We start from the raw sequence: 20,539 nt of genomic DNA on the forward strand, positions 1-20,539 counted from the left end.
CTGTTGACACAGCGTGACATAACTGGCGAGAGAATCAAGAACGCCCTCCGGCGAGCCCGGACAGTGCCACGTACGCCTTCTCCCAGCCGGGCAGCGAGACCCGGCCGCGGAGCACCGACTCCGGGTCGGCGGCGATCCGGCCGAGCAGGCGGTGGTAGATGCCGGCCATCGCGGCGGTGCAGGCCCGGCTGCGGCGGTCCAGCATCGGCAGCAGCCGCAGGCCCTCCTCGAAGGCCTGCTGGGCCCGCGCGGCCTGGAAGGCCACCAGGCCGGCGAAGTCGGCGCCGGCGGGCAGGTCGGTGGCGAAGCCCTGCTGGCAGCCGAACCGCTCCAGGTCCTCCGCGGGCAGGTAGGTGCGGCCGTTCAGGGCGTCCTCGCGCAGGTCGCGGAGGATGTTGGTGAGCTGCAGCGCCAGGCCCAGGGTGTCGGCGTACGCGGCGCCGCGCTCCCAGTCCCGGCAGCCGTAGACGCCGAGGGAGAGCCGCCCGATCGAGCCGGCCACGCAGCGGCAGTAGACCTTGAGCTCCTCGAAGGTGCGGTACTCGGCGCCCTTGAGGTCCATCTCGACGCCGTCGATCAGCTCGTCGAAGCCGTCCAGCGGGATCGGGAAGCGGCGGGCGGCGTCGGCCAGCGCCACCTTGATCGGGTCGGTGTCCTCCTCGGTGACCTCGCCGCGGCGGATCTCGTCCAGCAGGCCGCGGGTGCGCAGCAGCGCCTCGGCCTTCTGCTCGGCCGGCAGCTCGCCGTCGCCGATGTCGTCGACCCGGCGGGCCAGGGCGTACAGCGCGGACATGGCCAGCCGCTTGGGCTCCGGCAGCAGGCGGATGCCGTAGCTGAAGTTGCGGGCCTGCAGGGCGGTGACCGCCTCGCAGTAGCGGTAGGCCGCCAGGACCGGCGCCGACGCCAGTGGTGATGCCGCCACTCGGGCGTTCACCTTCCCTTCACGAAGAGTGCCGCCGCCCGGAGTGCGAGGCGGCGCTTGTCCGGCTTCGGCTGGTGCGCGAGCACGTCGTACCCGGCCGCCTCGATGGCGTCCAGGGCCGCGTACCCGCCGGCGGTGAATCCCGCCAGCAGCAGTCGGAGCCTCCCGTGAACCGTACCCACCAGCGGTGAACCCCGGTCGAGCAGGGTCCGGGCCCGGCCGGCCTCGAAGGCGACCAGCTCGCGCACGGCCGGCCCGGCGGACGGCGCGGCGAGGTCGGCCTCGGTCACCCCGAACCGGGCCATCGACTCCTGGGGGAGGTAGATCCGGTCGCGGCCGAGGTCCTCCGCGACGTCCTGGAGGTGCTCGACGATCTGCAGCGCGGTGCAGACGGCGTCGGAGAGTTCGATCCGCTCGGGGGTCAGCCGGCCGGCGATGCCGAGCACCAGGCGGCCGACCGGGTCGGCGGAGAGCGTGCAGTAGCGCAGCAGGTCCTGGTAGGTCGGGTAGCGGCTGTCGCGCTGGTCCACCCGGTTGGCCTCGATCAGCCGGCGGAACGGCTCGGGGGTGAGGCCGTGCCGGTCCACGGTCGGGACCAGGGCCCGCATCAGGGGGTGGAGCGGCTGCTCGGCGCTGTCGCCGAGGGCGGCGGCGAAGACCCGGTCCAGGTCGCGCTCCAGCCCGTCCAGCAGGGCGAGCCGGAAGCCGGGAGCGTCCTCACCCGCCTCCACCCCGAGCAGCCCGGCCACGGCCGCCGGGTCGGCCAGGTCGCCGTCGCCGGCGTCGTCCACCAGCCGGGCGAAGCCGTAGACCGCCATCAGGTCGGACCGCCAGGCGGCGGGCAGGAAGGAGGGGGCCACCGGGAAGTTCTCCAGGTCCGCCTTCTCCAGCGTGGCACCGTCCGTCTGGTTATCTGATTTGGCTGAAGCCGACACTGCGGTCACTCCCCCGTTCTACACCGGTGCCCGTCGCCCTCGCGGCTCGGACACGCACACGTCACCCGGTCACCCGCACAGCGCAGGGCCGGTACCGGGAGCCCCGGTACCGGCCCTGCCTGCGTGCTCACCCCCAGGTCAGGGGCGCTCACCCTTCTCGTACATCCGGACCACCTCTTCGGTGTGCCCGTCCATCACCAGCTCGCCGTGCTCGATCCAGATGGTCCGCTCGCAGGTCTCGCGGATCGAGTTGTTGTCGTGGCTGACCAGGAAGACCGTACCGGCCTCCTTGCGCAGCTCCTCGATCCGCTTCTTGGAGCGGTTCTGGAACGCCTGGTCGCCGGTGGCCAGCGCCTCGTCGATCAGCAGCACGTCGTGCGCCTTGGCCGCCGCGATGGAGAACCGCAGGCGGGCGCCCATGCCGGAGGAGTACGTGCGCATGGGCAGCGAGATGAAGTCGCCCTTCTCGTTGATGCCCGAGAAGTCGACGATGCCCTGGTAGCGCTCGCGCACCTGGGCCGGGCTCATGCCCATCGCCAGGCAGCCCAGCACCACGTTGCGCTCACCGGTCAGGTCGTTCATCAGCGCGGCGTTGACACCCAGCAGCGAGGGCTGCCCGTGGGTGTAGATCGCGCCCCGCTCGGTCGGCAGCAGGCCGGCGATGGCCGCCAGCATGGTCGACTTGCCCGAGCCGTTGGACCCGATCAGGCCGACCGCCTCGCCCTTGTAGGCGGTGAAGCTGACGCCGCGGACCGCGTGCACCTCGCGGATCGCCGGCGACTTCTTGCGGGTGATGATGCGGCTCAGCGCCGAGGTGGCGCTGCCCTTGCCCGAGCCCGCGCCGTGCACCTTGTACACGATGTGCACGTCGTCCACGACGACCGTCGGAACCTTGGCCTGCTGGGCGTCCACCGGGACCGCCTCCTTGACGTCACTCAGAGCTGTGTCAGCCACGGCCGTACTCCTCCTCCGCCTTCCAGAAGAACACGAAGCCGAGGACGAAGGCGACGACCGCCCAGGTCACGGCCATCATCCAGATGTGGTCCGGCAGGATCAACGCCTTGGGCATCGCGTGGCCGGCCGCGTCGGTGCCACCGGGGTAGATGTGCGGGTTGAAGCTGTCCGGCATGAACGCGTAGCGCATCAGGTCCATGTAGATGGTGGCCGGGTTCCAGGAGTACAGCGTCTGGTAGATCTTCGGCCAGCTCTGGATGTACGGCGAGACGCTGTACATCACGCCCGAGACGTACATCCAGGTGCGCAGCAGGAAGGGCATCAGCTGCGAGATGTCCGAGGTCTTGGCGCCGACCCGGGCCATCACCAGGGCCAGACCGGTGTTGAAGAAGCACTGCAGCAGCAGCGCCGGGATGATCAGCAGCCAGGTCGGGCCGGGCGTCACACCATTCGCCAGGACGATGCCGACCAGCACCACCATCGAGATCAGCAGCTGCTGCAGCTGGATCACGGTGAAGGCGACCGGCAGCGCGGCGCGCGGGAAGTGCAGCGCCCGGATCAGGCCCAGGTTGTCCGAGATGGACCGGGTACCGGCCTGGATCGCGCTCTGCGAGAACTGGAAGACGAAGACGCCGACGCACAGCCACGCGATGTAGATCGGGACCGAGTCCCGGCTGCGCAGGATCATGCCGAAGACCAGGTAGAAGACCGCGCAGTTCAGCAGCGGGGTCAGTACCTGCCAGAGCTGGCCCAGCTTGGCGGTGGTGTACTGCGCCACCAGACGGGCGGTGGCGAAGGCCGTGATGAAGGCCCGCCGGGCCCACAGCTGCCGCACGTACTCGGGCAGGGTCGGCCGCCGGCCGCTGACCGACAGGTGGTACTTGGCCGCCAGTTCCTTGGGCGTCAGGCCCGCGTCGGTTCCCCTCGGCGAGGAGAGGCTGACGGGGTCACTCAGTGTCGACACATTCGTCCTTCACGGGAGGTGCAACCACGGGGGACACGGTTTCGCTGCTCGCGGGATCGGCACGGGGGATTCGCCGATAGGTTGCGATCAGATGATTGGCGGTCTGCCGAGCCTGGTCAAGCGCCAGACGGTGCTCCACCTGATCGGTCGGCGCGGCCCGCAGGGCTCGCTCCAGCCGGCGCGGAAGCCGCCCAGCCACGCCTTCAGTCCGTCGCGGGAGGGGCGGCGGGCCAGGGTGAGCAGCAACCACGTCCCCAGGTAAAGAGGCACCAGGGGGGCCGGAAGGTTCCGTCGGGCCAGCCACACCCGGTTGCGGGCCACGTTGTGGAAGTACGCGCCGTGTCGGGCCGGGGAGGTGGCCGGGTGGTGCAGCACCACGTCGGGGAGGTAGTCGATCGACCAGCCGGCGTCCAGCGCCCGCCAGGCCAGGTCGGTCTCCTCGTGGGCGTAGAAGAACTCCGCCGGGAGCTGCCCGGCCTGCGGGAAGACCGCGGTGCGCACCGCGCTGGCGCCGCCCAGGAAGGTGGTCACCCGCGAGCCGCGCAGGGGGTCGCCGACCCGGACCCGCGGCACGTGGCGCCGCTGGGTGGTGCCGGTCTCCGGGTCCGCGATCCGGAACGAGACGATGCCCAGGCTCGGGTCCTCGGTGAAGGCCCGGCGCAGGTGCTCGGCCGAATCGGTGTTCGGCAGCAGCCCGTCGTCGTCCAGGAAGAGCACCGCGTCGACGTCGCGGCCGTCCGGGCCGAACAGCTCGATGCCGACGTTGCGGCCGCCCGGGATGCCGAGGTTCTCCGGCAGCTCCACGGCCCGCACCCCGGCCGGCAGGGCCGGCAGCGGGGCGCCGTTGCCGACCACGGCGAGCTCGACGGCCGGGCCCTGCTGGGCCCGGACCGACTCGATCAGGGCGTTCAGCTCGGCGGGCCGGTTGCCCATCGTGATGATCACCGCACCGAGCTTGAACCCGCTCATCGCAGCCTGCTCGACAGGACGATGCTCAGCAGGTGCAGGACCGTCTGCAGCATGGCGATCGCGGCCAGCACGACCACCGCCAGACGGGTGAAGAAGAGCCCGCCGTGGACCTGGTCGGCGATGCCGGCGGCCAGGATGAACAGCGAGGCCTCCACGGCGCCGACCAGGCGGTGGAACTTCAGCATCGCGGCGGCCCGGCGGGCCTTGGCCACGCCGGCCGAGCGCGGCACCGAGGCGGCGTCCTCGACGGCGGTCAGGCCGCTGCGGGCGCGGGCCACGTCCACCAGGTCGGTCTCGGACTTGATCAGGATCGCGCCGAGCGCGGCCAGGGTGCCGAGGAAGGCCCACTCCCAGTGGGCCGCGGTGCCCTCGCGGTGGAACAGGTCGACCCCGCGCAGGCCGAGGCCGGTGAGCAGCGCCGCCTCGGACATGTAGTGGCCGACCCGGTCCAGGTAGACGCCGGTCAGCGAGGTCTGCCGCCGCCAGCGGGCCACCTCGCCGTCCACGCAGTCCAGCAGCAGGTAGACCTGGATCAGGAAGGCCGCCAGGACCGCGCCGGCCAGGCCGGGGATCACCAGCGCGGCGCCGGCCAGGATGCCGGTGACCATCATCAGGTAGGTCAGCCCGTTGGGCGTGATCGCGGTGACGGTGGAGAGTATGCGGGTGATCCGCAGCGAGATCTTCCGCATGTAGAGGCGACCGGCCCAGTGCTCCGCGCTGCGGCGCTGGAGCATGCCCTCCGGGTGGATCACGGCGCGCAGTTCCTCGATCGAGGGCCGGCGGGTGAGGTCCACGACGGGGCGTTCAGCTGTTGACGGCTTGGACATAGTCGGCGTACGCATCCCTGATGTCGGATGGGGAGAGGTCGAGGTGCTCGAGGATGGTGAAGCGCCCCGGGCGGGTGTTCGGAGCGTAGTGCACCGCTTCGGTGAACTCCGCTGCCGAGAAGCCGATCTGATCGGCGGTCACCGGCAGGCCGTGGAACCGCAGGCGGTCCACGATCAGGCCGGTCAGCTCACACTCGCCCCGCAGGTGGCTCGCGAACGCGGCCCCGAGGCCGCACTGCTCGCCGTGCTGGGCGGACCGCTTGGGATACAGCACGTCCAGGGCATGCGAGATCTCGTGGCAGGCGCCCGATGAGGGCCGGGTGCTGCCCGCGATGTTCATCGCGATGCCGGACAGTACCAGGGCTTCTGCCAGCGACGTCAGGAGGTCCCGGTCCTCCAGGCTGCCCGGGTGGCGCAGCAGGTTCTCGGCGGCCGAGCGGGCCATCGCGACGGCCAGTCCGTCCAGCGGTTCGCCGGTCACGGCGTGCGAGAGCTCCCAGTCCGCGCAGGCCGAGATGTTGGAGACCACGTCGCCGATCCCGGCCGCGACGAAGCGCTTCGGGGCCTTGGCGACCACGTCCAGGTCGACCACGATGCCGATCGGGCTGGGCACCCCGTACGAGCCCCGCCCGGCGTCGTTGTCGAGGATGGAGACCGGGGAGCAGATGCCGTCGTGGGCCAGGTTGGTGGCCACCGCGACCAGCGGCAGGCCGACCCGGGCCGCGGCGTACTTCGCGGCGTCGATGATCTTGCCGCCGCCGAGGCCGACGATGGCGTCGTAGTGGCCGCCGCGCATGTCGTCGGCCAGCCGGACGGCGGCGTCCAGGGTGCCGTCGGCCACCTCGTACCAGTCGGCGCCCGGCAGCGCCGGCTCCAGGCGCCCGCGCAGCGCGGCGCCCGAGCCGCCGCTGATCGCCACCGCGATCCGCCCGGAGGCGGACAGCCGCTGGTCCGCGAGGATGCCGCCGAGCGCGTCCAGGGCGCCCGGCCGGATCTCCACGAAGAGCGGCGACGGCATCAGGCGGGTCAGTACCGGCACGCGATCTCCCGCGCCTTGTTCAGGTCGTCGTGGTTGTCCACCTCGACCCAGGAGACCTCGCCGATCGGCTGCACGTCGATCCGCAGGCCGCGGTCGACCATCTCCTGGTAGCCGTCCTCGTAGTACAGCTGCGGGTCGCGCTCGAAGGTGGCCTTCAGGGCGTCGGCGAGGGCGTCCTTGGCGGACGGGTTGATCACCGTGACGCCGATGTACTCGCCGGTCGCCTCGAGCGGGTCCATCAGCTTGGTGATCCGGCGCATGCCGAGCGCGGGGTCGACGACGACCTTCATCTCCTCGTCGGCCAGCTTCTTCACGGTGTCCAGCGCGAGCAGGATGCCGGGGGCGACGCCCTCCTTGATCATCCGGTCGTTGCCGTCCAGCATGGTGCGCTGCACCGAGGCGGGGTGCACGGTGTCGCCGTTGGCCAGCAGCAGGCCCTCGCCGAAGAGCTCCCGGGCGCACCACAGGGAGTAGGCGTTGTTCCACTCCTCGGCCTTGTTGTTCTCGACCAGGGTGAGCTTGACGCCGTACTTCTGCTCCAGGGCGTCCTTGCGGTCGTAGACCGCCTCCTTGCGGTAGCCCACCACGATCGCGGCCTCGCGCAGGCCCACCTCGGCGAAGTTGCCGAGGGTCAGGTCCAGCACCGTCCGCTCGCCGTCGACCGGCACCAGCGCCTTGGGCAGGGTGTCGGTGTACGGGCGGAGCCGGCGGCCGGCGCCGGCCGCCAGAACGAGGCCGATCATGCGGTGTCTCCTGATTCGTCGAGTGCTGCGGCCGGCCCGCGAGCCGGCCGCCGGCAGGCCTGCGACCGACCGGAGACCGTGACCCGGCGCGGCGCGCCGATGGCGCAGTTACTGTCCACCGTGTCCTAGTGATGGTAGGCGACCCCGGCGACCAGGCAGAACGGGGGCATGGCTGCCCGGGGCCGGATCCGGAACCCTCCACTACGCATTCCACGGCCCTCCGGTGGGCATTCCGGGGCCCGCGGTGAACAGGCGTGTGAACGTCCGGCGTCCGGAGCGTTCATGTTTCGAACAGATCTGCCAATCATTCGACCGTTACCCACCCCGGAGTGCGTCGGACGGGCACGGACCGTGAACGATGGGGCAGACTGGGGCCCCGACGCCGCCGGTGATCCCTCGTGCCGTCCGCCCGACACCGGCGGGCGCGCGGCCACCGGCGACGAGCAGCCGACCCCAGGACCGGGTGGGCGGCCCCGGGCCCGCACGCCCGCGCGGCGGCCCCGGTCCACGCGCCGAAAGGGGCCCCAAGCCCATGACCGCAGCGACCAGCCGGACCGACGACCGCGAGGCGCGGCTCGCCGCCTCCCCCGGGTCGTCCGCCGCCTCCGCACCGGTACCCGCGCCCGCGCAGTCGCCGGAGATCCTGCTGGAACTGGTCGACGACGAAGGCGTCACCATCGGCACGGGCGAGAAGATGTGGGCCCACCAGCAGCCGGGCCGGCTGCACCGCGCCTTCTCGGTGTTCCTCTTCGACCAGCGCGGGCGCCTGCTGCTCCAGCGCCGCGCGCTCGGCAAGTACCACTCCCCCGGGGTGTGGTCCAACACCTGCTGCGGCCACCCGTACCCCGACGAGCAGCCCTTCGTCGCCGCCGCCCGCCGCACCGCGGAGGAGCTGGGCGTCGCCCCGGCGCTGCTCTGCGAGGCCGGCACGGTCCGCTACGACCTGCCCGACGAGGCCACCGGGCTGATCGAGCGCGAGTGGAACCACCTCTTCGTCGGCCTGGTCACCGCCGATGTCGACCCGAACCCGTCCGAGGTCGACTCCACCCGCTTCGTCACCCCGGCCGAGCTGCGGGCGCTCCAGGAGGAGAAGCCCTTCTCGGTGTGGTTCCAGACCGTCTTCGAGGCCGCGCTGCCCGGCATCCGGGAGATCGCCGGCCGCGACTGGTAGGCGTCCGCCCTGTTGCCCGGGCCTGCCGGGTCGGGCAACAGGGCAGCAGAGCCGGCCGACCCTGATCCGGGGCGGGCGCCGGGGTCACACCCCGGCCGGCCAGGCGGCCCCGGCCGCGTCCGGGCCCTCGTCCCAGCTCCGTCCGGCCTCGTACGACTCCTTCTCGGGTCCGCGCGGGGCCGGCAGCGGCAGCGACGCCCAGATCACCTTGCCGCCCTCCTCGGTCCGCTCCACGTCGCACACCCCGCCGGCCTGCAGCGTCACGCTCTTGACCAGCAGCAGCCCGCGCCCGCCCAGCCGGCCGAGGTCGCTCTCCTGCGCCTTCGGCCGGTACGGGTGCCCGTCGGTCACCGCGACCCGCACCCGGCCCTCGCCGATCGACAACTCGGTGCTGACCTCGGGCGAGAGCACCGCGGCGTGCGTCACCGCATTGCTGACCAACTCGGAGACGATCAGCAGGAGGTCGTCCACCAGCTCCTGGAAGCGCTCGCCCGCCATGCCCTGCGCCAGCAGGCGGTCCCGCACCGCATGTCTGGTGCGCGGCACCGAGGCATCGTTGGAGAGTGCGGAGAACCTCCACACACCCGGCGCCGGCTCCGCCTCGAGCCGCCCGAGCCCCGGGGCCGAACCCTCCGCCGGGCGCCGCACGGCCGACCCCGCCGCCCCGCTGGTCTGTCGCTCCACCACAAGCCGCCCTTCACACGGTGACGGGAGGCTCGGCCGCCGTACCGCTCCGACCTGCCGGAGCGCGGCGAACTCTCGGGAATCGGGCGTTCCGCTCAAGGCTCCCTAGGTCCACAGAGGCTAGGAGAGCACCAGGTGACCACCGGCGTCCGGACTGGAACTAGGCGCCGGGTGAACACTTGCGACCGTTTCCGGCCACCTCCCGCGCGCTTGCGCCCACTCCTGCCGCCCGGACGACCCGGACTGGTCACCCCTCCTCCCACCGTCCCGACCAGCCGAATGTCCGACTTGCCACCATCCGACCCGATCCTCTCCCGCCACCCCCTCCCTCCCCACCTCCCGGGTCACAGAAACGCAGGTGAGAAGCGCTCCGGGGGCCTGGTAATGTTCTCTCTGTCGCCACGGGGCGGACGGAAGGAAACCCCGAGGTGAACACCCGGTCCGGGTGGCGGAATGGCAGACGCGCTAGCTTGAGGTGCTAGTGCCCTTTATCGGGCGTGGGGGTTCAAGTCCCCCCTCGGACACCAGCTGAGACCCCTGTTGATCAGGGGTCTTTTGCCATGTGGAGCCCCGGCGTCAATGGCTCACAGGCCGATCGGGCACGGCACCACGGGGCCGTGAGCCCCACGGGGCGGACACGACACAGCGGCCCGGTGGACGACCGTGCCGGACGGCAGCCACACGGACCGTCGCATCGGTTGCGCTCGGTTGCACTGCTCGGATCATGCGCCGCCGAGTCGGTGCTTGTCAGGGCTTCGCCGAATCTCGGCAGCGGAGAGGCGTGGTCACGTGACCAACCCATGATCGCCGGGGGTCCCGAACGGCCAGAAACGCCCAGGACACATGAACAGCACGGCCGGTCATACGGCATGTCGCAGACGTTCAGGAACCGTTGTGGGTGTCCCGGTCGGCGGCTTCGGCGGCTTCGGCGAGGCGCTTGACGGAGGCGAGTCGGCGGTCCCACTCGGAGGCGAGCGAGGCCATCCAGCGGGCGGTGGCGTCCAGGGCGGCGGGGCGGACCGAGTAGCGGACCTCGCGGCCGGCCCGGCGGCCGGTGACCAGCCCGGCGGCGTCCAGGATCGCGAGGTGCTTGACCACTGCCTGCCGGGAGACGGGCACCTCGGCGGCGAGCGAGGTCGCGGTGACCTCGCCCCGGGCGGCGAGCAGGTCGAGCAGCCGCCGCCGGGTCGGGTCCGCCAGGGCACCGAGGACGCTGTCGACCGGCTCGCCGGCGCCGGAACGCTCCTCGGTCACGCGGCCTGCTCCGCGGCGTGCATGAGGGACTCCTTCGTCGACGTCGTCAGGGTGCAACCCCACAGTTGTACCTCACCCAACCATGCCCGACGGAACACCTGTGCAGGTGGGGGGCAGGTTCCGGGCCTCGATGGGCGGCGGGTCAGACGTAGTAGGTGTGGGGCTCGAGGCCGCACAGGATCCGGCCGTAGATCTCGGCGTTGACGTCCGGGTTCATCATGGCGTGCAGGCCGAGCACGTGCAGGTCGTCGGCGATCCGCTGGATCGGCAGGTGGGTGTACGCAGAGGAGCCGCCGCTCGCCTGGGTGAGGATCTCGGCGGCCTCCTTGGCGAGCCGCACGGCGGCGCCCTCGTCGGCCCGGGTGCGGCCGCGTTCGGCCAGCTCCCACGGGGCGCCGGAGGCGCACTTCTCGTCGATCAGGCCGGCCAGCCGGTGGGCGTGGAACTCGGCCTCGTCGATCTTCATCACCGCTTCCGCCAGCCGCAGGTGGGTGACCGGCGCCTCGGCCTGGCTGGGGTACTCGGTGTAGGTGATCCGCCGGCCGGGCAGCCGCTCGAAGAAGACGTCCCGCAGGGTCTTGACCATGCCGGTGGCCACCCCGACGGTGGCCGCCGCGCCGACCGCGACGAACGGGGCCCGGTACATCGCCAGTTCGGCGTTGCGGATCGAGCGCGAGTGGCCGGCGACCACGGCGGGCGCGGGCAGGACGCGCTCCTGCGGGATGAACAGGTCCCGGGCGGTGGTGGCGACACTGCCGGTGCCGCGGAAGCCGGTGGTGTGCCAGTTGTCGCTGATCTCCAGCTCGGACAGCGCGACCGGGCCCATCACCGGGTACGGGTCGCCGTCCGGGTCCAGCAGGACCGCCGCGATCTGCTGGTACCGGCTGCTCAGCGCACCGCTGATGCACGGCCAGGTGCCGTTGACCAGGATGCCGCCGTCCACCGGGACGGCGGTGGCGGTGCCCGGGCCGATGGTGGTGCAGAACTGGGCGTCCGGGTCGGCGAACACCTCGTCCTGGACCTCGTCCGGGTAGAGGCCGAGTCCGTACGTCGCGATCCAGGAACAGGCCACCACCCAGGCGGCGGACCCGTCGGCCTGCGCGATCGCGTCGGCGACGTCGACCATGGTCCGGGCGTCCGACTCGTAGCCGCCGTGGTGCAGTGGCAGCCGCATCCGGAAGACGCCCGCCTCGGTCAGCGCCCGGAGCGTGTCCTCGTGGAGTCTGCGGTGCTCGGCCGACCAGGCGGCGTTGGCCCGGATCACCGGGGCGATCTCGGCGATCCGTCCGACCATCTCCTCGCGGGACGGGGCGGTGGCAGTGGTGTTGGCGGTGGCGGCGATGGCGGTGGCGGTGGCGGTGGTCATGGTTTCCTCCTCGGTTCGTCGGCGGACGGTGCCCGGATACGCGCCGGGGCCGGGACCGCTGTCACGGTCCCGGCCCCGGACGAGGGACGGTGTGGTGGGGATCAGGCAGGTCGGGCGGGATCAGCCCAGCTTCTTCAGGCCGGCCCCGGTGAGCACGTAGCCGGGCGCGAGCGAGGCGGCGTCGGCCGTCACCAGCTCGACCACGGCGGCGCCGGCGGCCTCCGGGCTGAGCTGCGGGCCCATCTGCTGGATGAAGCGCTCCTCGGGCACCCCGCTGCGTTCCGCGTACGCGCGGGCCGCCTCGAGGCCGAAGTCGGTGAGCGCGGTCATCCGGGGCATCACCACGCTGAAGGAGATGTCCAGGCCGGCCCGCTCGGCCTCCTCCTGGGCGTACGCGGCGATGAAGCGCTGGGTGGCCTTGGCGCCGGCGTAACCGCCGCTGAGCGGCGACCCGTTGAGCGCGGCGCCGCTGCCGAACAGCACCACCCGGCTGCCGGACGGCAGCGGCTTGAGCAGCACCTCGCGCACCCAGTGGAAGGCGATCTTGACATCGGCCTGCCAGTGCGCCGAGAAGCTCTCCCAGGTGTGCAGTTGGAGCGGACGCAGGTAGAGGCCCGCGCCGGCCACCACGACGACGTTCGCGGGCCGGTGGCGGTCGATCAGGGCGCCGACCACGGTCGGGTCGGCGGCGTCGGCCACCTCGGCGGCGATGCTGCCGGCGCCGTTGGCCGGCTCCGGGTACTCGACCGCGGTGCGGGAGACGGCCACCACCGGGGCGCCTGCCTCGGCGAGGGCGGTGGCCACGCCGCGGCCCAGGCCCCGGCTGGCGCCGACGACGATCGTGGTGCGGCCGGACAGGTCGCTCATGGGGTCCTCCAACTCAACGGTGTCTCAGGGACGGTGCAGCCGACGACGGATCGGCTCCCGTAGCGGCATCATGACGGATCGTCAGCTGTCGTGGCGGCCGGCCGGTACGCGCGCCGCCCGCCGATCGGTCCGGCGGGCGGCACTGGTGGTGGTACGGCGGTCACGCCTTGAAGCGGGTGCCGTTCCAGAAGTTCTCGCCGGGACCGCCCGCGGCAGCGTCCTCGTAGCGGTCCTTGAACCGCCACCAGTCCCACGGGTGTTCGAGCTGCTCCTCCTGCCGTCCGAGCACCGTGATGTCGAGGTAGTTGTAGAAGTTCTTGAAGATCTCGCCGCCCCGGTCGAAGACCGAGTAGGTGTGGAACACCTGGTCGCCGTCGCGGACGAAGGCGCTCACGCCCGGGGTCTCGCCCTGGTCGGTGGTGACCTCGTAGTCGCGGTTGAACTGCTCACCCACCGCGGTGTACCAGGGGATGTTCCAGCCCATCCGGGCGCTCCAGGCCTGGAGCTTCTCCTGGCCGGCCAGCGAGACCATCACGAAGGTGGTGTCGCGCGCCCACATGTGGGCGAGCTCGCCGATGCTGTCGGCCTGCATCGAGCAGCCGATGCAGCCCTCCTCGGCGGTCGGCGCGAACATGAAGTGGCGGACGACCAGCTGGGTGCGGCCCTCGAACAGGTCGAGCAGGCTGCGCTCGCCGTCCGGACCGACGAAGCGGTAGTCCTTGTCCACCCGCACCATCGGCAGCCGACGGCGCTCGGCGGCGATGTCGTCGCGCGCCTTGGTGACCACCTTCTCCTTCTCCAACAGCGCCTTGCGCGCCTCCAGCCACTCTTCCCTGGAGACGATTTCCGGAAGACTCATCAGATCTCCTCAGAACTGATTGCGGGCGCGGCGGATTCCGTCGCCCGGATTCCCGATCGGGACCGTTTCCGTGAATTCAGACTGCCAGGGCAGCCGAAGGCTTTCTTCTTCCAGATTGGCGACCGCGCATTCCCGCCGGAACCGGCGGGAACACCACGGCGGTCCGGGCGCTCAGCCCGCGGCGCGCTCGCGCTCCTTGAGGGTGCGGCGCTCGATCTTCCCGACGGGGGTGCGCGGGATCTGCTCGACGAACTCGATCCGCCGGACCTTCTTGTACGGGGCGACGCGTTCCGCCACGAAGGCCATGAGCTCCTCGGCGGTCACCGGCTCACGGACCACCACGAAGCCCTTGGGGAGCTCGCTGGCCTCCTCGTCCGGCACCCCGATGACCGCGGCGTCGGCGACCCTCGGGTGGCTCATCAGGACGGCCTCCAGCTCCACCGGGGAGACCTGCTGGCCCTTGTACTTGATGAGCTCCTTGATCCGGTCGACCAGGAAGAGCTCCTGCTGCTCGTCCATGTAGCCGAGGTCGCCGGTGTGCAGGAAGCCGTCCGGCTCCAGCACCTGCCGGGTGGCCTCCTCGGCGTTCAGGTAGCCCTTCATCACGTGCGGGCCGCGGACCAGGACCTCGCCCCGCTCGTTCGGCCCGAGTTCGGCGCCGGTGGTGATGTCGACGATCTTGCACTCGATGTTGGGGGTGGTCGGGCCGACCGAGCCGTTGGGCTCGGCGCCCGGCAGCTGCATGAAGGAGACCAGGCCCTCGGTCAGCCCGTACCCCTGGCCGATCCGCAGGCCGATCCGGGCCTCCACCTCGCGCGCGGTCGCCGGGTCCAGCGCCGCGCCGCCGGAGACGGCCGAGCGCAGCGAGGTGAGGTCGTACCGGTCCACCAGCGGGCTCTTGGCCAGCAGCACCGCGATGGTCGGCACGATGTACAGCCGGCTGATCCGGTGCTCCTGGATCGCCCGCAGGTACGCCTCGGGGTCGAAGCGCTCCATGGTGACCAGGGTCGCGCCCTGCAGCAGGCTGGCGTTGAGCGTCATGATCAGGCCGAAGGCGTGGTGGAACGGCGGCACCGCAAGCACCGTCTCGCCCTCGGCGAGCGGGGCGACCAGGCTGGTCTGCAGCACGTTGGCGACCATGTTGCGGTGGGTCAGCAGCACCCCCTTGGGGTACCCGGTGCTGCCGCTGGAGTGGAGCACCGCCACCACGTCCGCCGCCGGGTCGACGTCGGGCGCCGGCACCGGCCGGTCGGCGAGCAGCGCGGCGAAGGGCGTGGCGCCGTCCGCCTCACCGAACACCACCACCTCCTCCAGCTTGGTCCGCGCCAGCAGCCCGGCGGCCTTCTCCGCCTCGGCCTCCACGGTCACCAGGACCTTCGCGCCGGTCTCGTCGAGGCGGTCGGCCAGGTCGTCGGCGGTGTCGAGCGGGTTGAGCACCACCACGGCCCCGCCGGCGAGGGCGGCCGCATGGAAGGCGATCGGGTACTCGGGCCGGTTCGGGGAGAGCATCGCCAGCACGTCGCCCCGGCCGAACCCGCGGGCACGCAGCCCGGCGGCGGCCCGGCGGACGGCGTCCGCCAGCTCGGCGTACGTGTAGCGCACGCCGCCGGTCACGTCGACCAGGGCCACGGTGTCGCCGTACTGCTCGGCCCGTTCCAGCACGAAGTCGGTGAACGCGGTGCCGGGGACCGGGACGCGCGGACGGGGCCCGGTGAAGATCATGACTGCTGTTCCGAGCGGGTGTAGGTGCTCAGACCCGGCTGGTAGCTGCGCTTCTCGAACTGCTTGAGCGCCACGTTGATCCACTCGTTGCCGCTGAGCCGGGACAGCTCCCACAGCTTGGCCTGGTCGTAGTCGATGGCGGCCGGCAGGTCCAGCATCGTGGTGCGCTCGTAGACCTGCTTGGCCAGCGCCAGGGTGACCGGGTTCTTCCGGACGATCTTCTTGACTAGGCGGTCGGTCTCCTCGTCCAGCCGGTCGGCCGGCACCGCCTTGTTGACCAGGCCGTACTGCTCGGCCTGGGCTCCGGTCATGGTGTCACCGGTCAGGATGTAGTAGAGGGCCTGCTTGCGGGCCAGGTTGTGGGTGGCCGCCCAGGTGGCGCCGCCGGCCGGGAAGATACCGAAGTTGATCTCCGAGAGGCCGAACAGCGCCGCCTCGTCGGCGATCGCCAGGTCGCACAGGCCGGTGACCAGGAAGCCGCCGCCGAACGCGAACCCGTTCACCTTGGCGATGGTGACCGCGTCGAACGCCTTCAGCCGCTGGAACCACTTCAGCGCCACCAGGTTGGTCCGGTAGAACAGCTGCGGGTCGTCGAACGGCTTGAGGAAGCACTCCTCCAGGTCCATGCCCGAGCTGAAGCTGTCGCCGTTGCCGGTCACCACGACGGCCCGAACGCCCCCGTCCGCCTCGATGTTGTCCAGGACCTCGTTCATGTCCTGGTGCATCTGCGGATTCATCGCGTTCTTCTTGTCCGGACGGTTCAGATAAATCGTGGCCTTCGGACCGTCGATCTCGAGGTTGACCGTTTCCAGCTCGATCATTGTCATGACCCGCTTTCCGCTAGACGTCGAAGGAGACATGCGCACACGCTGAAGCGATCGGCGGAAATGAGCATCACATCAACCGGATCCGCCCGGCTTCTCCTATCGTGCCTAGCGGCCCGGCTACGGACGGGGTTCGGCTTCCTGCCCGGCAGTCGGCTCGATGAGCCGCATCGCCATCTCCCGCATCTCGACCTTGCGGATCTTCCCGGTCACCGTCATCGGGAACTCGTCCACCACGTGCACGTAGCGCGGGATCTTGAAGTGGGCCAGCCGGCCCGCGCAGAACTCCCGTACCGCGTCGGCGGTCAGCGGCGCGGCGCCCTCGCGCATCCGCACCCACGCCATCAGCTCCTCGCCGTACTTGGCGTCCGGCACCCCGATCACCTGGACGTCCAGGATGTCCGGGTGGGTGTAGAGGAACTCCTCGATCTCGCGCGGGTAGAGGTTCTCGCCGCCGCGGATCACCATGTCCTTGATCCGGCCGGTGATCGCCAGGTAGCCGTCCCCGTCCATCACCGCCAGGTCGCCGGTGTGCATCCAGCGCGCCGCGTCCACCGCCTCCGCCGTCTTCTCCGGCTCGCCCCAGTAGCCGAGCATCACCGAGTAGCCCCGGGTGCACAGTTCGCCCGGGACACCGCGCGGAACGGTCCGCCCGGTCGCCGGGTCGACCACCTTCACCTCCAGGTGCGGACCCACCCGGCCGACCGTCGACACCCGGCGGTCCACCGAGTCGTCCGCCCGGGTCTGCGTCGACACCGGCGAGGTCTCCGTCATGCCGTAGCAGATCGACACCTCCGCCATGCCCATTCGCCCGATGACGTCCTTCATCACCTCGATCGGACACGGCGCGCCCGCCATGATGCCGGTCCGCAGGCTCGACAGGTCGTAGCGCTCGAAGTCCGGGTCGGCCAGCTCGGCGATGAACATCGTCGGCACGCCGTACAGCGAGGTGCACGACTCCGCCGCGACCGCCGCCAGCGTCGCCCCCGGCTCGAACGCCGGGCCCGGGATCACCATGCACGCACCGTGCGAGGTCGCCGCCAGGTTCCCCATCACCATGCCGAAGCAGTGGTAGAACGGCACCGGGATGCAGATCCGGTCGACCTCGGTGTAGCCGCACAACTCACCGACGAAGTAACCGTTGTTGAGGATGTTGTGGTGCGACAGCGTGGCGCCCTTGGGGAAGCCCGTGGTGCCCGAGGTGTACTGGATGTTGATCGGGTCGTCCGGCGACAGCCCCGCCTGCCGCTCCGCCAGCGCCCCCGGCTCGGCCCGCCGCCCCCGCTCCAGCAGCGCGTCCCACTCCGGCGAGCCGAGCAGGACCACCTCCTCCAGCGCCGCGCACGACGGCCGCACCTCGGCGATCATCCCGGCGTAGTCCGAGGACTTGAACCGCTCGGCCGCCACCAGCAGCCGGATCCCGGCCTGGTTCAGCACGTACTCCAACTCGTGCGAGCGGTACGCCGGGTTGACCGTCACCAGAATTGCGCCCAGCTTCGCCGTCGCGTACTGGGTCAGCGTCCACTCCGCGCAGTTGGGCGCCCAGATGCCCACCCGGTCGCCCGGCGCGATGCCCAGCTCCAGCAGGCCCAGCGCCAGCGCGTCCACGTCCGCCGCCAGCTCCGCGTACGTCCACCGCCGGCCACTCGCCCGCTCCACCAGCGCGTCCCGCTGCGGGAACGCCCGCACCGTCCGGTCGAAGTTCTCCCCGATGGTGTCGCCCAGGAGCGGCTTCCCGGACGTCCCCGACGAGTAGCTGTGCAGGGCTGACGTGGTCGACACGGGGTGCCTCCTGAAGGGCGCGACATCGCGGAACCCCCATGATCCCGCCCCCACCCCGCAGCCGACCACCCCCGAACGGGGGTACGACAGGGCTGCCGGGCAGCCCGAGGCGGGCGTCTAGCATGGGGCCGGTTCGGTGGGGGTGTGGCGCGGGAGGCGAGGGTCGTGCGGCGGTTGGGTGAGCTGGAGGCGGAGATCATGGACCGGCTGTGGTCCTGGGGACGTCCGGCGACCGTCCGCGAGGTGGTGGACGACATCAACCGGGACCGGCCGGTGGCGTACACGACGGTGATGACGGTCGCGGACATCCTGTACGGGAAGGGCCTGCTGCGGCGCGAGAAGCAGGGGCGGGCGTGGCTGTACGAGCCGACCGGGAGCCGGGAGGCGTACACGGCGGCGCTGATGCAGGAGGCGCTGGGGGCGAGCCAGGACCGTTCGGCGGCGCTGGCGCATTTCATCCGGGAGATCTCCGCGGACGAGGCCGAGGTGATCCGCCGGCTGCTGGACGAGCACCCGGCGGGTGGGGACCGCCCGTGACGGGCACGGCGGGGCTGGTCGGCTATCTGCTGCTGGTCGGGCTGGTGGCGCCGGCGCTGCTGCGGCGGGCGTCGTGGCCGCAGCGGGCGCCCGGGTCGGCGGTGCTGGTGTGGCTGGGGCTGATGCTGTCGTTCGTGACGGCGCTGGGGCTGGTGGCGCACCACCTGGTGGAACCGGAGCGGCATCTGCACACGGGTCTGCTGGGCTTCCTGCACGCCTGCGGGCTGGTGCACGTGGGCGGGCTGGGCCTGTCGGCGGCGAGTGCGGCGGTGCTGCCACCGGCGGCCGTGTTGGGGTGGCCGCTGGGCTGGTACGGGGCGGTGCTGCTGCGGGCGCGGAGGGCGCGGCTGGAGCATCTGGCGGGGCTGGAGCTGGTGGCCCGTCCGGCCGGTGCGGAAGCCGTGGCAACCGTGGCAGTCGGGCGGGTGCGGGCGGTGGTGGTGGAGCACGGCGTCCCGGCGGTGTACTGCCTGCCGGGTCGTCGGCGGCGGATCGTGCTGACCCGGGGCGCGTTGGACGTCCTCTCGCCGGAGCAGCTGCGGGCCGTCCTGGCCCACGAGCACGCCCATCTGACCGGACGGCACCACCTGGTCCGGGCGGCGGTGGAGGCGTTCGCGCGGGCGTTCCCCGGTCTGCCGCTGGGGGCGGCGGCGCGGGTGGAGACGGCGGCGCTGCTGGAGATGGCGGCCGACGACCGGGCGGTTCGGCGGCATTCGGCGCGGGCGCTGGCCGGTGCGCTGGGTGCGGTGGCGGCGGGTCTGGCGCCGGGCGTGGGTCTGGCGGCGGCGGGTTCGCCGGTGGTGGCGCGGGTGCGGCGGCTGCTGCTGCCGGCCCGCGGTCCGCACCGCCTGGTGCGGGTGGCGGTCGCGGCGGCGGCCGCGGTGGCGCCGCTGGTGCCGTTCCTGTTCGCGTGCGGCCCGACCGGGGCCTGAGGCCGCTCCCGACCGCCCCCATCCCGGACCGGGCTTGCACACCCGATTACTAAACTACTAAGTTCCTTCGTCGTAAGGGTCCGGGGGTCCGGCTCGGGAGGGAACAAGCACCATGGGCAGTCACCGCAGGCCGAAGCCGCCGAACCGGGCGCGGATCGCGGTGGTGGCGGCCACCGCCGGAGCCGCCTCGCTGGCCGTGCCGCTCGCCGCCCACGCCGAGCCGGGGCCGACGCCGGGCACGGCCGCGGGAGCGGCCCCGGGCGCGGCCACCGGCTCGCTCGAGCAGGTGAAGGCCCAGGTCGACGCCCTGTACGAGGACGCCGAGGCGTCCACCGAGGCGTACAACAAGGCCCGTGAGCAGCAGGACCGCTTCCAGCGCGACACCGCGCAGCTGCAGGACCGGATCGCCGGCCAGCAGGCGAGGATCAACGAGCTGCGCGAGACCCTCGACGGCCTGGCCGCCGCCCAGTACCGCAGTGGCGGCATCGACCCCACGGTCCGGCTGATGGTCTCCGCCGACCCGGCCGACTACCTCGCCCGAGCGGCCGGCACCGAGCAGCTCACCGCCCGGCAGGCCGACGCACTGCGCCGGCTGCGGGTCGAGCAGCTCAAGCTGGACGCCGACCGTGCCGAGGCCACCGGCCGCCTCGCCGAGCTGGACCGGGCCGCCGCCGACGCCGGGCGCCGCAAGGACGAGGTGAAGGCCAAGCTCGGCCAGGTGGAGCGGATCCTGAACGGTCTCAAGGCCGCCGACCGGGCCCGGGTCCTCGGCGACGGCGGCGCGGCCGCCTCCCGCGGCGCGGCCCGTCCGCAGGCGTACACCGGACCGGCCACCGGCCGGGTGCGGGACGTCCTCGCCTTCGCGTACGCGCAGTTGGGCAAGCCGTACCGCTGGGGCGCGACCGGCCCGGACTCCTTCGACTGCTCCGGCCTGACCCTGCGGGCGTTCGCGGCGGGCGGGGTCACGCTGCCGCGCGTCTCCCAGGACCAGTTCGCGGGCGGGCGGAAGATCGCCCGCGACCAGGTCCAGCCGGGCGACCTGGTGTTCTACTACTCCGACCTGCACCACGTCGGCATCTACCTGGGCAACGGGCAGTTGCTGCACGCCCCGCGCACCGGCAAGAACGTGGAGATCGTGCCCTGGGACGTGATGCCGTACGCCGGCGCCGTCCGCTACTGACGGCGCCG

At 71.9% G+C, this 20,539-nt stretch carries 20 protein-coding genes and 1 tRNA gene; 5 read left to right on the forward strand and 16 right to left on the reverse strand.

What is annotated here, in order from left to right; translation table 11 throughout:
• Window positions 1-34: 34 nt before the first annotated feature.
• From hpnD to FHR36_RS27595, 8 genes are all read right to left on the reverse strand, one after another.
• Window positions 35-922, reverse strand: a complete 888-nt coding sequence (gene hpnD, locus FHR36_RS27560) for a presqualene diphosphate synthase HpnD (RefSeq protein WP_253801376.1) — start codon at window positions 920-922, stop codon at window positions 35-37.
• Between the two features lie 8 nt (window positions 923-930).
• Complete coding sequence (hpnC, locus tag FHR36_RS27565) at window positions 931-1,857, reverse strand: squalene synthase HpnC (RefSeq protein WP_253801378.1); 927 nt, start codon at window positions 1,855-1,857, stop codon at window positions 931-933.
• A 138-nt stretch (window positions 1,858-1,995) separates the two neighbouring features.
• On the reverse strand, window positions 1,996-2,811 hold the full coding sequence (locus tag FHR36_RS27570; RefSeq protein ID WP_253801379.1) for an ABC transporter ATP-binding protein: 816 nt from the start codon (window positions 2,809-2,811) through the stop codon (window positions 1,996-1,998).
• Window positions 2,804-3,775 carry an ABC transporter permease gene (locus tag FHR36_RS27575; RefSeq protein ID WP_253801380.1) on the reverse strand — a complete coding sequence of 324 codons (972 nt, stop codon included), beginning with the start codon at window positions 3,773-3,775 and terminating at the stop codon, window positions 2,804-2,806. The genes FHR36_RS27570 and FHR36_RS27575 overlap by 8 nt, the downstream gene beginning before the upstream one ends.
• An 87-nt stretch (window positions 3,776-3,862) precedes the next feature.
• Window positions 3,863-4,744: a glycosyltransferase family 2 protein gene (locus FHR36_RS27580; protein ID WP_253801381.1), complete on the reverse strand. Its 882-nt coding sequence runs from the start codon at window positions 4,742-4,744 to the stop codon at window positions 3,863-3,865.
• Window positions 4,741-5,478, reverse strand: coding sequence for a CDP-alcohol phosphatidyltransferase family protein (locus tag FHR36_RS27585; RefSeq protein WP_253801973.1), 738 nt, complete (start codon window positions 5,476-5,478; stop codon window positions 4,741-4,743). Before FHR36_RS27585 ends, FHR36_RS27580 begins: the two co-directional genes overlap by 4 nt.
• 70 nt (window positions 5,479-5,548) lie before the next feature.
• The gene (locus FHR36_RS27590) at window positions 5,549-6,610 is read right to left on the reverse strand and encodes an iron-containing alcohol dehydrogenase family protein (RefSeq protein ID WP_253801382.1); all 1,062 of its coding nucleotides are present in this window, start codon (window positions 6,608-6,610) and stop codon (window positions 5,549-5,551) included.
• On the reverse strand, window positions 6,598-7,353 hold the full coding sequence (locus FHR36_RS27595; RefSeq protein WP_253801383.1) for a phosphocholine cytidylyltransferase family protein: 756 nt from the start codon (window positions 7,351-7,353) through the stop codon (window positions 6,598-6,600). Before FHR36_RS27595 ends, FHR36_RS27590 begins: the two co-directional genes overlap by 13 nt.
• 532 nt (window positions 7,354-7,885) lie before the next feature.
• Here FHR36_RS27595 and idi point away from each other — a divergent pair.
• The gene (gene idi, locus FHR36_RS27600) at window positions 7,886-8,524 is read left to right on the forward strand and encodes an isopentenyl-diphosphate Delta-isomerase (RefSeq protein ID WP_253801384.1); all 639 of its coding nucleotides are present in this window, start codon (window positions 7,886-7,888) and stop codon (window positions 8,522-8,524) included.
• Between the two features lie 84 nt (window positions 8,525-8,608).
• Here idi and FHR36_RS27605 read toward each other — a convergent pair whose 3' ends face one another.
• Window positions 8,609-9,070 (reverse strand): ATP-binding protein, encoded by a 462-nt coding sequence (locus FHR36_RS27605; protein ID WP_380231632.1) that lies wholly within the window; start codon window positions 9,068-9,070, stop codon window positions 8,609-8,611.
• Between the two features lie 577 nt (window positions 9,071-9,647).
• Here FHR36_RS27605 and FHR36_RS27610 point away from each other — a divergent pair.
• Window positions 9,648-9,735: transfer RNA gene (locus FHR36_RS27610), tRNA-Leu, on the forward strand.
• Window positions 9,736-10,090: 355 nt separating this feature from the next.
• On the opposite strand, the gene FHR36_RS27615 is transcribed toward FHR36_RS27610, so the two are convergent.
• The 7 genes from FHR36_RS27615 to FHR36_RS27645 form a co-directional block, all read right to left on the reverse strand.
• Window positions 10,091-10,462 carry an ArsR/SmtB family transcription factor gene (locus tag FHR36_RS27615; protein ID WP_253801387.1) on the reverse strand — a complete coding sequence of 124 codons (372 nt, stop codon included), beginning with the start codon at window positions 10,460-10,462 and terminating at the stop codon, window positions 10,091-10,093.
• A 142-nt stretch (window positions 10,463-10,604) separates the two neighbouring features.
• Entirely contained in the window at window positions 10,605-11,828 is a 1,224-nt protein-coding gene (locus FHR36_RS27620; protein WP_253801390.1) for an acyl-CoA dehydrogenase family protein, read from the reverse strand.
• A gap of 120 nt (window positions 11,829-11,948) precedes the next feature.
• Window positions 11,949-12,695 carry an SDR family NAD(P)-dependent oxidoreductase gene (locus FHR36_RS27625; RefSeq protein ID WP_253801392.1) on the reverse strand — a complete coding sequence of 249 codons (747 nt, stop codon included), beginning with the start codon at window positions 12,693-12,695 and terminating at the stop codon, window positions 11,949-11,951.
• A 160-nt stretch (window positions 12,696-12,855) separates the two neighbouring features.
• Complete coding sequence (locus FHR36_RS27630) at window positions 12,856-13,554, reverse strand: DUF899 domain-containing protein (RefSeq protein WP_253801394.1); 699 nt, start codon at window positions 13,552-13,554, stop codon at window positions 12,856-12,858.
• A 171-nt stretch (window positions 13,555-13,725) separates the two neighbouring features.
• Window positions 13,726-15,276, reverse strand: a complete 1,551-nt coding sequence (locus FHR36_RS27635) for an AMP-binding protein (RefSeq protein ID WP_253801396.1) — start codon at window positions 15,274-15,276, stop codon at window positions 13,726-13,728.
• Window positions 15,273-16,103, reverse strand: a complete 831-nt coding sequence (locus tag FHR36_RS27640) for a p-hydroxycinnamoyl CoA hydratase/lyase (RefSeq protein ID WP_253801398.1) — start codon at window positions 16,101-16,103, stop codon at window positions 15,273-15,275. The genes FHR36_RS27635 and FHR36_RS27640 overlap by 4 nt, the downstream gene beginning before the upstream one ends.
• 117 nt (window positions 16,104-16,220) lie before the next feature.
• A complete protein-coding gene (locus FHR36_RS27645; protein WP_253801400.1) occupies window positions 16,221-17,882 on the reverse strand; it encodes an AMP-binding protein in 1,662 nt (553 codons plus the stop codon).
• Between the two features lie 165 nt (window positions 17,883-18,047).
• Here FHR36_RS27645 and FHR36_RS27650 point away from each other — a divergent pair, with 165 nt between their 5' ends.
• The 3 genes from FHR36_RS27650 (at window position 18,048) to FHR36_RS27660 (ending at window position 20,531) form a co-directional block, all read left to right on the forward strand.
• Window positions 18,048-18,419, forward strand: a complete 372-nt coding sequence (locus tag FHR36_RS27650; RefSeq protein ID WP_253801402.1) for a BlaI/MecI/CopY family transcriptional regulator — start codon at window positions 18,048-18,050, stop codon at window positions 18,417-18,419.
• A complete protein-coding gene (locus tag FHR36_RS27655) occupies window positions 18,416-19,351 on the forward strand; it encodes a M56 family metallopeptidase (protein WP_253801404.1) in 936 nt (311 codons plus the stop codon). Before FHR36_RS27650 ends, FHR36_RS27655 begins: the two co-directional genes overlap by 4 nt.
• Window positions 19,352-19,463: 112 nt before the next feature.
• Window positions 19,464-20,531, forward strand: coding sequence for a C40 family peptidase (locus FHR36_RS27660; RefSeq protein ID WP_253801406.1), 1,068 nt, complete (start codon window positions 19,464-19,466; stop codon window positions 20,529-20,531).
• Window positions 20,532-20,539 lie beyond the last annotated feature (8 nt).

Source organism: Kitasatospora cinereorecta (genome assembly GCF_024172095.1).
In the GTDB taxonomy this organism is placed as follows: Bacteria; Actinomycetota; Actinomycetes; order Streptomycetales; family Streptomycetaceae; genus Kitasatospora; species Kitasatospora cinereorecta.

Coding starts and splice junctions, on each gene's coding strand:
- FHR36_RS27580 (WP_253801381.1), bottom strand. CDS start 4,744: ATGAGCGGGTTCAAGCTCGGTGCGGTGATCATCACGATGGGCAACCGG.
- FHR36_RS27585 (WP_253801973.1), bottom strand. CDS start 5,478: ATGCTCCAGCGCCGCAGCGCGGAGCACTGGGCCGGTCGCCTCTACATG.
- FHR36_RS27595 (WP_253801383.1), bottom strand. CDS start 7,353: ATGATCGGCCTCGTTCTGGCGGCCGGCGCCGGCCGCCGGCTCCGCCCG.
- idi (WP_253801384.1), top strand. CDS start 7,886: ATGACCGCAGCGACCAGCCGGACCGACGACCGCGAGGCGCGGCTCGCC.
- FHR36_RS27620 (WP_253801390.1), bottom strand. CDS start 11,828: ATGACCACCGCCACCGCCACCGCCATCGCCGCCACCGCCAACACCACT.
- FHR36_RS27625 (WP_253801392.1), bottom strand. CDS start 12,695: ATGAGCGACCTGTCCGGCCGCACCACGATCGTCGTCGGCGCCAGCCGG.
- FHR36_RS27630 (WP_253801394.1), bottom strand. CDS start 13,554: ATGAGTCTTCCGGAAATCGTCTCCAGGGAAGAGTGGCTGGAGGCGCGC.
- FHR36_RS27635 (WP_253801396.1), bottom strand. CDS start 15,276: ATGATCTTCACCGGGCCCCGTCCGCGCGTCCCGGTCCCCGGCACCGCG.
- FHR36_RS27640 (WP_253801398.1), bottom strand. CDS start 16,103: ATGACAATGATCGAGCTGGAAACGGTCAACCTCGAGATCGACGGTCCG.
- FHR36_RS27660 (WP_253801406.1), top strand. CDS start 19,464: ATGGGCAGTCACCGCAGGCCGAAGCCGCCGAACCGGGCGCGGATCGCG.